The organism is Paenibacillus timonensis, from assembly GCF_022427145.1.
Lineage (GTDB): Bacteria > Bacillota > Bacilli > Paenibacillales > Paenibacillaceae > Fontibacillus > Fontibacillus timonensis.
On sequence record NZ_JAKSXN010000052.1, the window covers coordinates 26647 to 38123 of the forward strand.

Below are 11477 nucleotides of genomic sequence, written 5' to 3' on the forward strand. Positions count from 1 at the left end.
ATGCCATACTACCTCTTGAAACCAACTTTTCAGGAGGTGTCTGGAATCATGGCAAGAAGCAATCGGAAAATCGTACCGGAGAGTCGTCAGGTGTTGCAGCAATGGAAATACGAAATCGCTGCTGAGTTCGGATTGCCTGTAGGTTATGGGGCAACCGGAGCAGCGGATACGGAGTTTGCCGGTGAACTTGGCGCGTTAGGTGGCGGGCAAAGCAGCGGCGGTAGCTGGGGACATCTGACATCCCGTGAAAACGGCTCCGTTGGCGGAGAAATTACGAAACGCCTTGTTGCTCAAGCGGAACGGAACTTTATTCTATAAATTATTCCACAAAAGCCATGAATTATTTTGACATGACTTGGCAAATGCGATACTATTTCCTTTGAGGATGCTAATCCAACCTTTTCCGATTTGGGAAAGGTTCATTTTTTGATTAGGCTTTATATTGTATCGGATAGACAGGCTGCAGCCATACTATCCATGGGAGGTTGAAATTATGTCCGTACAAGGGCGACACCTATTTACTTCCGAATCCGTAACCGAAGGGCACCCGGATAAAATTTGCGACCAAATTTCGGATGCGGTGCTTGATGCTTTTTTGGCGAATGACCCTTATGCTCGGGTTGCCTGCGAAGTGTCGGTAGCCACGGGCCTGGTGCTCGTGATCGGGGAGATCAGTACGAAATCCGAGTATGTCGATATTCCGGCCATCGTTCGCAAGACGGTCAAGGATATCGGTTATACGCGTGCTAAATATGGTTTTGATTCCAATACCTGCGCGGTACTTACCTCGTTAAACGAGCAGTCCGCTGACATCGCGCAAGGCGTGAATGCCGCTCTCGAACACCGGGATCCAGCTCAGGTGGATAAGGAAACCGAAAATATCGGGGCCGGCGACCAAGGCTTGATGTTCGGGTTTGCTACGAATGAAACGCCGGAACTGATGCCGCTGCCGATTGCGCTTTCGCATCGGATTGCACGCCGCTTGTCCGAAGTGCGCAAGGATGGAACGCTGGAATATCTTCGCCCCGACGGCAAAACCCAGGTGACGATTGAATATATTGACGGCAAGCCGAAACGGGTGGACACGATCGTCGTATCTACGCAGCATGCCGAAGAGATTACTTTGGAGCAAATCCAAAGAGATATTAAGGAACAAGTGATCCTTCCCGTTGTTCCAGCTGAGTTGTTGGACGGGGATACGAAATATTTTATTAACCCAACGGGTCGGTTCGTGATTGGCGGACCTCAGGGGGATGCCGGTTTGACCGGACGTAAAATCATCGTCGATACTTATGGCGGTTATGCCCGTCATGGCGGGGGTGCCTTCTCGGGGAAGGACCCGACGAAGGTGGACCGTTCCGCGGCTTATGCCGCTCGTTATGTAGCGAAGAACCTGGTTGCTGCGGGCTTGGCCGACAAGGTGGAAATCCAGCTGGCGTATGCCATCGGGGTAGCGAACCCAGTTTCTATCAACGTGGATACGTATGGAACCGGTAAAGTATCGGAAGAGAAGCTGGTGGAGCTCGTTCGCGAGAACTTCGACCTTCGCCCGGCAGGAATCATCCGTATGCTGGATCTGCGCCGTCCGATTTATCAGCAAACCGCTGCTTACGGGCATTTTGGCCGTACGGACATCGACTTGCCTTGGGAAAGAGTGGACAAGGCGGCGGCTTTGAAGGCGCAAGCGGGGCTGTAATACTTATTTAACGACAAGGATACTCGACTCATACTTCTGAGCGGGTATCTTTTTTATTCCCCGTATAAACTCAGTGGTAGCTTTTGCCGTTAATAATTATAGGTATGTCTTGCTCGCTTACATTTTCACTCTACATACATGATTGCAACCGGGGAAGGGGAAAGCAAAGATGAAAAAGCAACTCTCGTTATGGATAGTGTTTACGATGATATTAAATGTGCTTGTAGGAACATGGGGGGACGATGTTGCAAGTGCGGCAAGTGGAACCGCACCGGCTCCCACTGTGATACCTGCGAACGGAACTACGAATGTTCCAGTCGATACTAAGCTACAGATCAGTGTTCCAGGGGCGAAAATCAAGACGAGCGGAACGCAGATATATACGATTTCCACAAGTGCGGGCGGGGTGACAGATAAAAAAGAAGTTACTGTTACGGAGTCTACATATGTAGATTCAATTACACTGACTCCGCCGACGTTATTGCAATATAACGCAGTGTATACTGTTTCTTTGCCTGAGGATGCTTTTACCATAGAAGGGAGCGGGGAAACTACCGCTGCGTATAGCTGGTCCTTTACGACTGCCAACTCTTCAACGACGGCCTTGTCGGCATCCTTTAGTCCAGGCAACGGAACTTCGAATATCAGTATCAGCACGAAACCAACCATCACGTTTAACCGGAATATCAGATTGAATCCTAGTGTTGCGAATGGAGGGGTAACGCTTAAAAAGACCAGCAACAATTCGATCGTACCTATTACGGTGTCGGCAAGCTCCAACATCGTGACGGTCTATCCATCAAGTTCAACGCTGGAGGCGGGTACAGGTTATTATATTGAAATTGCGGGAAACGGGATTTTCGATGCTCAGAATGCACTAATCTATTATGCAGGAATAAGCGGGAATAATCGTTGGAGCTTCCAAACGGCTGCCGCCGATAAGACGGCTCCGGTTCTCCAGAGCGCGACGATGTACAGCAACACGGCCATTCGCCTATTGTACAATGAGCCGCTTAATTCAACTTCGTATTTACCTACTTCAAGCTTTACGGTAATTGTCAATGGAGAAACACGCCGAATTAGTTATGTTACTGTATCCGGGGATGCCGTTTATGTAAATCTGGAGACTGGAGTTGCTGTTGGGCAAGATGTAAAAATTAGCTACTTAGGCAGCTCAGGGCAGGGGATTCAAGATATCTCCGGTAATGCCGCAGCGGCCTTCACTGGAAAAGCGGTTACTAACGGAATTGACTCGGTAATGCCAAAGCCTAAAGACGGATATGCAACAAGCAATACGGTCACGTTGTATTTTAGCGATTCGCTAAAGAGTCCCTCTAGTTATGCCTATCAACAGTTCACGGTTACAGCTAACGGAAGTTCAAGGGGGGTAAGCAGTCTATCCCATAGCGGTTCGACCATAACCTTATATTTATCCAGCTCGATTTCAAACGGTGACGTTGTAAAGGTATCCTACTCACCAGGCTCTTATCCGCTACAGGATTATCGTGGTTTTGATATCGCCGGCTTCACCGATTACTTTGTTCGCAACACATATGATTCAGTGGCACCTGTGTTTCAAAGCGTAGAAGGGTCCGGAAACAAAGTGATTTTGACCTATAACGAAGCGCTTCGTACAAGTCCGATACCTTTGAAAAGCCAATTTTCGATACTGGTTAATAATGCGCCGGTATATGTCAACGCAGTTGAAATTAGTTCTAATCAAGTCATCCTTACCTTAGCCTCTTCGTTTACGAAGGATCAGAACGTAACCTTATCCTATGTTTCGGGTACAGGGGGCATCGCCGATCTAAATGGTAACTTGGCAGGGTACATCAACCTGCAGCCGGTGACTTACAGTACCGTAGTTGAGGGGGTTCGTTCGGCATCGGTGACAGGCGATACGCTAACGATAACGTTCAATTCAACGTTAAAGTCGGCTTCATACGTTCCGGTGAACCAATTTTACGTAAATGTAGATAACGTGAACAGTGGGGTTCAATCCGCGACGATCAACGGCAATACGGTAATCCTGAAACTGAACTCCGCTGTATCCGCAGGACAGGTCGTAACGTTGTCCTATCTGACAGGTGCGTCACCTTTATATGACAATCTGGGCAATATGGTAAAAAGCTTTAATAATTTATCGGTGCAAAACTTAACGGGAGGTCAAGCAACAACGCCGAACGGAATTCAACCGGATTATCTGACCGTCATGAGCAATGCTCAGTTCGGAGTTGGCGGATATCTGTTAAACGTGAATACGGCCCAAGCCACTGACAGCCGTTCGCGTTTAGGCGTAGGATCCAAAAAATATACAATCGATACTACCAAATTGCAAACGGCCTTTAAATATTTAGCTGACAACAATGTATCCGTTCGCAAATTGGTGTTTGAGGTTCCTTCCTCCGAGAAAGCAGCAGAAGTGGTTGTTCCGGTCAATGCATTGATGGATATATATGGTCGAGGAAAAACCGCTTCTTTTATGGTCAAACACAATAATGTGATGTATGAACTGCCGGTTGAAAAGATCCCTTTCACGGAGATTTCTAGATCGCTCAATGTAAGCACATTGACCTCAGCATATCTTACAATCCAGATAGAGACGGTCACGAAGTCACAATTACCGGGGACGAACTATAGTAATGGTGTAACAACGACACCAATGACCGACCCAGTTCAAATCTATGTGTCAGCATATAACGGAACTAACACGCAAAATGCGATGGAGGTGTCCCATAGCGGGCAACTATACATCAGAACAACGAACACTTCGCCGAACAGTGAATTATCGCTTATGAAATATGACCTAAATACACAAACCATATCTTTTGTTCCGTCCAAAGCGACAAGCAGCGGCAGTGCTATCATTTTTAGTGGGAAGATTAGCGGGAATTCCGTTGTTGGTCCTGCAGTAGGTTATAGTTACTTCACCGATACGGCCAAGCACTGGGCACGGACGGATATTACCAAATTGGCTAGCCGATTAATTGTATTGCCATCGTCTGGATCGAAATTCGAGCCGGATAAAAAAATCACCCGCGCAGAATTCGCCGTGTACATTGCGAAGGGCCTCGGGCTTACGGGTGATGAATCTTATGCCCGCCGCTTCCCGGACGTGTCGTCCGGTACAACGGCGGCATACATAGGGGCGGCGGCGAAGGCCGGGATCATCAACGGCAACGCCGATGGCACGTTTAAGCCGAACAACAACATCACGCGGGAGCAGATGGCGCTGATGATGGTGCGGGCGATGGAATACGCCGGGTACGATACGTCGATGAACGGCGCGAGCACCGCGACGTTAACGAAGTTCAAGGACGCGGCCAAGATCCAGTCCAAGGAGACGGTGGCCAAAGCCGTGAAGGAAGGCATCATCCAAGGCGTGACGACGAATACGTTCCAGCCGCAAGGCAACGCGACGCGTGCGCAAGCCGCAGTCATGCTGAAACGGGTTCTGGATAAACTGAATTACATTTAATCCACAACTTTTCCCGGCACCGGGGTGTGAAACCTGGTGTCGGGATTCTTTTTTGCCCACAAGTTATCCACGAAATTCACATTATCCACAACGCTTGACGCCTCCGACTTAGAATCGCGAAAAAAGTTATCCCTGTTTTCCACAGCTTTTATCCCCAGATTCCACATTATCCACACTGCAAATCTTCTGAGATTCAACGAATGGATACATTCCTTCAACAAAATTGCTATTTTTCGTAACTTTTCCGGCTAAAAGTAGTCTATTAATAGGAGAAGCAAGTTAAAGATGGGAGAGTTGTCTAACAAAATGGTAGTCAGAAGAGAGGAAACCGGAAGAAATCAAGCCGATACCGATGTGAATGTGGTCGTGCGTCAAAATTCGAAATTGGCCCACCTGGTGGCGAAGGGCGGCAAACGAATTGCCCTCGTCACGCTGGCGGGATTGATATGGATTCAGCCTGTGATTGGCGTTGGGCCGATCGCGGGATCGGCTTTAACCGCGGAAGCGGCAGCGAGCCAAACCGTCAAGCTTGGCGAAGAGATGATTACCTCCGGGGCCAAGCTCGTCAAATACGAGTACACCGTAACTCGGTCGGGCAAGCCGGTGAAAGTGCTGACCGACGTGATTGAGGTGGACTTGACGAATCCTTACGTTCAATTGGACGTGATGACCGGCAAAGGGGGACAAGTGACGACAAGACAAAGCGTGGAAGGAATGGCCAAGGAAACCGGCGCCGTCGCCGGCGTGAACGGCGATTTCTTTGCGACGGGCGGCCAAGGCGTGCCGATGGGACCGGCTGTCACGAAGGGCACGGTAGTCACCAGCCCGGCTCAGCTGTTGGGCATGTACGCTTTTGCCGTGCGGAATGACGGAACTCCGCTCATCGACCGCTTTGGCTTCAGCGGCACGGTGTTGGCCGAGGACGGCTCGACGTTCCCGCTCACCGGGATCAATCAGGAATCCTACATGACGGAACCTGACAAAGCCTACAGCCACGTGAATAATATGTTCATTTATACGAGCGCTTGGAAAGCGGAAGAGCGTCCGGCTGCCAGCGCGACAACGCCAACCGAGGTTCTGGTGCAAGGCGGCGTGATTACGCAGATCTCCATCAAAGCGGCGATTCCGGGACCGGTGCCGGCAGATGGGTTTATTTTGCGTGCGCATGGCACGGCGGCCGATTATGTGGCAACGCACCTGCAGGTAGGTCAGCGCGTCGATGCAACCTATGAGCTGCGCTCCTTGACCGACGGGCAAATCGTAAATCCGGCGGATCTGAAGGTGATGATCGGCGGGCACACGCTTCTGGTCGACCAAGGTCAGGCATCGGCATTTACCCGTTCGACGACGTCCATTAGCGGCGGCAGCGCGGTCGCGCGGACGGCCGTTGGTTATTCCAAGGACGGCAAAACCGCTTATATCATTACCGCCGAGAAAAACAGCAACAGCACCGGCCTCACCCTGAAGGAGCTGCAAGGCTTCATGACTGGGATCGGCGTCTGGAAAGGCATGAACCTGGACGGCGGCGGCTCCACGACGATGGTCACGCGCCCGCTGGCGGAAACGTCGGCGCAGCTGACGTTTACGACGTCCAACGGGTCGGCGGGGCAACGCGCCGTCGCCAACGGACTTGGCGTATTTACGACGGCGCCGCAAGGTACGCTGCTCGGCCTCAAAGTCAGCGGCGCATCGACGTTGTTCATCGGCCAAACCGTTCCGTATGCTTTGAAGGGATACGATACGTACTACAACCCGATCGATACGAGCGGTATTCAAGCTTCGTGGCAAGCGAGCAACGGCAACGTGGTTTGGACCGACGGCGGCTTTAAAGGCGTGAAGGCGGGTATCGCAAAAATCACGGCCTCCAGCGGTCAAGCGAAAACCAGCATGGACGTGAAGGTGCTGGGGGGCGCCGACTTGGAAAGCCTGACGGCGGGAACGACGTTCGCGCCGCTGCAAGCGGGAACCAGCGTGACGGTGGCCGTATCCGCCAAACTGAAAGACGGACGCACGGTAGATGTTCCGGCGGAATCGGTAAAATGGACGTTCAGCGGCATGAAAGCCAGCGTGCAGGGCGGCGTATTGACGGTGCAATCCGTCAACAACGGCGCGAAGTTCGCGTATGCAACGCCATCCTATGACGGCTTTACCGGAACTCCGGTCGTTCTGTCGGCTTCGACGGAAACGATCTGGGAAAGCTTCGAGAATACCGCTTACCCGATCTCCTTCACCGGATTGCCGGCTGAAGCAACAGGAATGGTGTCTATCGTACAAGGCGATGGTGAACGCGCTAATTCCAAAGTGTTGAAGCTGGATTACGACCTGACCGGCGGCAGCGGCAGCAAGTTTGCTTATGCTCAAATCAACGGGACGAGCGGCAAAGCGATCCCGGACAACGCAACAACCTTGACGGTCGACGTGTTGGGCGATGCCAGCCTGAACTGGGTACGGGCCGAGTTGTCCGACGCCGATGGCAAGCCGGTCTACATCGACTTGGCGCGTCCGATGGACTTCACCGGCTGGAAGACGCTCACGGCCGATCTGACGGCAAGCAACATCAAGTTCCCGGCCAAGCTGAAGCGGCTGTACGTCGTTAACGTGGAAGAAGGCCAGGACGAACGGGCGCTGACGGGCAGCGTATCTTTTGACAATGTGCGGTTTACGGCTCCTGCAGCCGGCGGCGGCAACTCCGACTTCCCGAGCGCGACCGCCGTGATGGTGCTGGGCCAGAAGTCGATGACGGTTAACGGAAACAAGCAAGACCTGGAGGTTGCGCCGCTGCTGAAGGACAACACGACGTACGTGCCGATCAAATACGTACTGGACGTGTTTGGCGGGAACGCAGCTTGGAACGGTGCGGCCAAGAAAATCACCGTGACCCGCGGGGCTACGATCCTGGAGCTGACCGTTGGGCAGAAGACATTTTTGCTAAACGGGGTTTCTTCCAAAGCCGAGGTATCCCCGATTATCGTAGGCGGAAGGACTTTAGTCCCATTACGTTTGGTCTCCGAACAGCTTGGGATTGGCGTAAATTGGGAGAAGAAAACCAAATCCATTACCCTCGAATCATGATATGATTAGTCTGGGACTATACGGACTAAGAAACGGAGAAGGATTGCGTGGATTTTCAAGCGGATGCCATAGATCGCGTTATTAATAATGCCGTAAACGTGTTGGAAAATAGCAAACTGCAGATCCTTGAGATCCTAGATTCGGCCCGCAATGAGCTGAAGACGCTCAGCAGCGAGCTGCAGAATGTCATGAAGGAAACGGCGGAAACGGTGGAGAAGGTCGACCAGCTCGAGGTGAACTACCGGAAATCCCGCATCCGGCTGACGGAAGTCAGCCGGGACTTCGTGCGTTATACCGAAGAAGACATTAAGCAAGCCTATGAAAAAGCAACCCAACTCCAGCTCGACCTGCTCATCTACCGCGAGAAGGAAATGTATCTGAAGGCCCGCCGCGACGAGCTGCAGAAGCGCGCGCGCAATGTGGAGAAGTCGGTGGAGCGTGCCGAAACGATCAGCTCGCAGATGAGCGTCGTGTTGGAGTATTTTTCCGGCGAATTAGGACAAGTGACCCGGATTTTGGAGTCCGCGAAGAATCGTCAGCTGATCGGATTGAAGATTATTTTGGCCCAGGAAGAAGAGCGGAAGCGCATTTCCCGGGAGATTCACGACGGTCCTGCCCAGCTGCTGGCGAATCTAGTGCTAAGGACGGAAATTGTAGAAAGAATGCTTGCTAAGCAGGAATTTAAGCTAGTGCAGGACGAAATAGTAGATTTAAAAGCGCAGGTCCGTTCGAGCTTGGAGGAGATGCGAAAGGTGATTTTTAACCTGCGTCCGATGGCTCTGGATGATCTCGGGTTGATCCCGACGCTGCGCAAGTATGTGCATGATTATGAAGAGAAAACGAAAATCAGGGCTACCTTCGAAACCCGGGGCAAAGAGCACCGGATGTCCTCTCCGATGGAGGCGGCGGTGTTCCGGCTGGTCCAAGAGGCGCTGACGAATGCGGCGAAGCATGCTTTTCCGACTTATGTGGGCGTCGAAATTACGTACCAGGCGCAAATGATCCGCATCGTGGTGACGGACAACGGACTGGGCTTCAAGGTGGAGCAACTGGAACAGAAGACGAAAGAGCATACGCACTTTGGCTTAATTGGCATGCGGGAGAGAGTGGAGCTGCTCGAAGGCCGGATGGAAATCGAATCGGCGGCCAACTTGGGCACGAAGATCATCATTCATATCCCAACCAACTCAGATAAGAGAAAGGAGTACCAGGATGGATAGTCTTACTAGCGGAACCAGACAAGTGATTAAAGTACTCTTGGCGGATGATCACCAGTTATTTCGTGAGGGTCTGAAGCGGATTTTGAATATGGAGGAAGATATCGAGGTCGTTGGCGAATGCGGGGACGGCACCCAGGTGCTGGAAAGCTGCTTGCAGCTTCATCCGGAAATCGTACTGATGGATATTAACATGCCATTGCTTAACGGCGTAGACGCGACAGCCGAGCTGCGCGAGGCGCTTCCCGACGTGAAGGTTATCATTTTATCGATTCATGATGATGAGAGTTATGTTTTTGAGACGCTGCGCAAAGGCGCGACGGGTTACTTGCTCAAGGACATGGAAGCGGAGTCCCTGATTAACGCGATCCGGACGGTTGCCGAGGGAAATGCATTCATTCATCCGAAGGTAACCGGCAAGTTGATCCAGCAATTGCGCCGGATGGAATACTTGAGCGAAACCGGGGCGATTGCCGAGGATACCGCGATCCGCGAAGCGGGAGTGAAATTCGTAGCCGGCGACGACAATCCGCTCACTCGCCGTGAGGCCGAGGTACTTCGTTTGATGGCGGAAGGCCGCAGCAACAAGATGATCGGCGAGCATTTGTTCATTAGCGAGAAGACGGTGAAGAACCATGTCAGCAGCATTTTGCAAAAAATGGACGTGGACGACCGCACCCAAGCGGTAATTAATGCAATTAAGTTTGGTTGGGTAACGCTGTAAGGAAGCGGCTCCCCCCAACGTCAGTGTTCCCGCGGACGACAGGAATTCTGCGGGACTAAGGTGGACGGGCTTTTTTTTGGCCGATTTTACCATTTTATTCTTGTTATTGAAAAGTGAGGCGGGTGTCTCGTTTGCGTCACAAACGCCCCCTCGAAGAAAGGCACCGGCCAAATACATAGTTGGCGGAATCCCGGCTCACATATCGATGTGCCTTGCGATGCGGTTCCTTCCGTGCGAGCCCAGTAACCGACCTTTGCGCGGCGGCATATATTGTCGCTATAAGGGAGGGTTCAGAAAGACAGGTTTGGAGCACCGAAGCATAGGCTTCCGATGTGCGTTTTTTCAAAACGCTTTAGGTTGGATGAAGCTAGGGAATGAGTAGCGGAGCGTACGTTTTGTGTACGTGAGCAACGGAAGTCCCGGGTGAATTCAAGATTCGAAGCCGAATTGCCTTCATGAAGCTGCCTCGTGATCCGAAGATGACTTTTTGAACTACCTCTAATGGGAGGTGGGTACGGTGGTTCCTTATGTAGGTTGGATCCTGCTCAGCTACGGAATGGCCGCAGCGCTGGTGCATGTACTGCACAGTCTGTACTTGCAGGGAAAACGGAAGGATCGCGCGATTCATTATATTCTCGTGACGAGCAATCATGAGAATCAAATGGAATGGTACTTGCGGGCGCTTTCCTGGTATGCTCGGCTGCGCGGTTTACCGCTTCGGGTGACGGTACTCGACGAGAGCTCGCAGGATGACACGCTGGCGATTATGCGAAAGCTCGAAACGCAAGGCGAGATGGAACTGACGGTCATCGGCTTGGCGGTGGTTCGGCAAGAGGATGTGGAAGCGCATGCGACCTTGCTGGCCAGCGACGCGCCGGTCTGCATCGACCTTCGCGTACCGCAGGAGGCGGACAAAATCCCATATGTCCATGTGTAAGCCCCATTCCGGAATGGTTTCCGGAACCAATCAACAACCGCAGCGGATGCAGGAAGGACAACAACATATGAACAGGCTGGCGCATAGCAATGCGCAGTGTAAAGTGTGAAGCACACTCTTGATGGCGAGAAGCCCGGGAGTGTGCTTTTTTGCGTTTAAAGAGAAGGCGGGCATTGGAGTGGCGGGAGGTTGGGGTGGGTGGCATACATAGGAAATGAAAAACGGGTAGAGAATCGGCGGGGTGGAGATTGACGGCGAATTAAGAGCATGGATATGGGACAAGTAGAAATTGATGTGGATGAGCGAAATATGCGTCGAGCAGGAATGAATTGATGTGGATGAGCGAAAGGGAG

7 protein-coding genes are annotated in these 11477 nt (G+C 51.8%); all 7 read left to right on the plus strand.

The window, feature by feature from the left end; all coding sequences use genetic code 11:
* The first annotated feature begins 48 nt into the window (after positions 1-48).
* On the plus strand, positions 49-318 hold the full coding sequence (locus MJ257_RS18670) for an alpha/beta-type small acid-soluble spore protein (RefSeq protein WP_240270654.1): 270 nt from the start codon (positions 49-51) through the stop codon (positions 316-318).
* A 175-nt stretch (positions 319-493) separates the two neighbouring features.
* Positions 494-1696, plus strand: coding sequence for a methionine adenosyltransferase (gene metK, locus MJ257_RS18675; protein WP_240270655.1), 1203 nt, complete (start codon positions 494-496; stop codon positions 1694-1696).
* Positions 1697-1865: 169 nt separating this feature from the next.
* Positions 1866-5174, plus strand: coding sequence for a SwmB domain-containing protein (locus MJ257_RS18680; RefSeq protein ID WP_240270656.1), 3309 nt, complete (start codon positions 1866-1868; stop codon positions 5172-5174).
* 306 nt (positions 5175-5480) lie between these two features.
* Positions 5481-8246 (plus strand): stalk domain-containing protein, encoded by a 2766-nt coding sequence (locus tag MJ257_RS18685; protein WP_240270657.1) that lies wholly within the window; start codon positions 5481-5483, stop codon positions 8244-8246.
* Positions 8247-8293: 47 nt separating this feature from the next.
* Positions 8294-9466, plus strand: a complete 1173-nt coding sequence (locus tag MJ257_RS18690; RefSeq protein ID WP_240270658.1) for a sensor histidine kinase — start codon at positions 8294-8296, stop codon at positions 9464-9466.
* Positions 9459-10187 (plus strand): response regulator, encoded by a 729-nt coding sequence (locus tag MJ257_RS18695; RefSeq protein ID WP_059041692.1) that lies wholly within the window; start codon positions 9459-9461, stop codon positions 10185-10187. Before MJ257_RS18690 ends, MJ257_RS18695 begins: the two co-directional genes overlap by 8 nt.
* A gap of 517 nt (positions 10188-10704) precedes the next feature.
* The gene (locus tag MJ257_RS18700; protein ID WP_240270659.1) at positions 10705-11124 is read left to right on the plus strand and encodes a hypothetical protein; all 420 of its coding nucleotides are present in this window, start codon (positions 10705-10707) and stop codon (positions 11122-11124) included.
* Positions 11125-11477: the final 353 nt, after the last annotated feature.

What these genes read in the sequence shown, in the direction of transcription:
- MJ257_RS18670 (WP_240270654.1), top strand. Translation starts at nt 49, where the DNA reads ATGGCAAGAAGCAATCGGAAAATCGTACCGGAGAGTCGTCAGGTGTTG.
- metK (WP_240270655.1), top strand. Translation starts at nt 494, where the DNA reads ATGTCCGTACAAGGGCGACACCTATTTACTTCCGAATCCGTAACCGAA.
- MJ257_RS18680 (WP_240270656.1), top strand. Translation starts at nt 1,866, where the DNA reads ATGAAAAAGCAACTCTCGTTATGGATAGTGTTTACGATGATATTAAAT.
- MJ257_RS18685 (WP_240270657.1), top strand. Translation starts at nt 5,481, where the DNA reads ATGGTAGTCAGAAGAGAGGAAACCGGAAGAAATCAAGCCGATACCGAT.
- MJ257_RS18695 (WP_059041692.1), top strand. Translation starts at nt 9,459, where the DNA reads ATGGATAGTCTTACTAGCGGAACCAGACAAGTGATTAAAGTACTCTTG.